Below are 405 nucleotides of genomic sequence, written 5' to 3' on the forward strand. Positions count from 1 at the left end.
CCTGAAGATGATGGATGCGCGCGCCCTCGGTGGGCACGCCATGGGCGCTGCCCGCCCCCTTCGAGGGGCTGCACGATTCGCCGCGTATGCCGCCGGACAGGCCGCGTGCGTGGGCCACGTGCCGGAGCATGACCTCGGCGCCGCGGCCTACGCGATCAAGGCCGCCCAGGCAGCGGACCAGCGCGACATCGAGGCGGGACGACGCGAACGCGACTGGCAGCGCGACCAGCTCCACCCGAGGGTCAGGGCTCTCGTGCTGGAGGACCAGGCGCGCCGCAACGACATCTGCTGGCGCGTCTTCGAGGACTGAGCAGCCGACGGCGCTTGCCCGAAACCGCTTGCCGGTCAGGTGAACTCGCGCACCAGCTCGGGGCTGACCTCGGCCAGCACGGCATACGCCCGCTC

At 72.1% G+C, this 405-nt stretch carries 1 protein-coding gene; it reads left to right on the forward strand.

Going from position 1 to position 405, the window contains the following annotated elements:
- On the forward strand, positions 1-310 hold a 310-nt coding region (locus tag AC1DFM_RS34850; protein WP_477081393.1), incomplete at its 5' end, for a putative immunity protein.
- Positions 311-405: the final 95 nt, after the last annotated feature.

The organism is Chitinophaga sp. 05T412 (genome assembly GCF_056396465.1).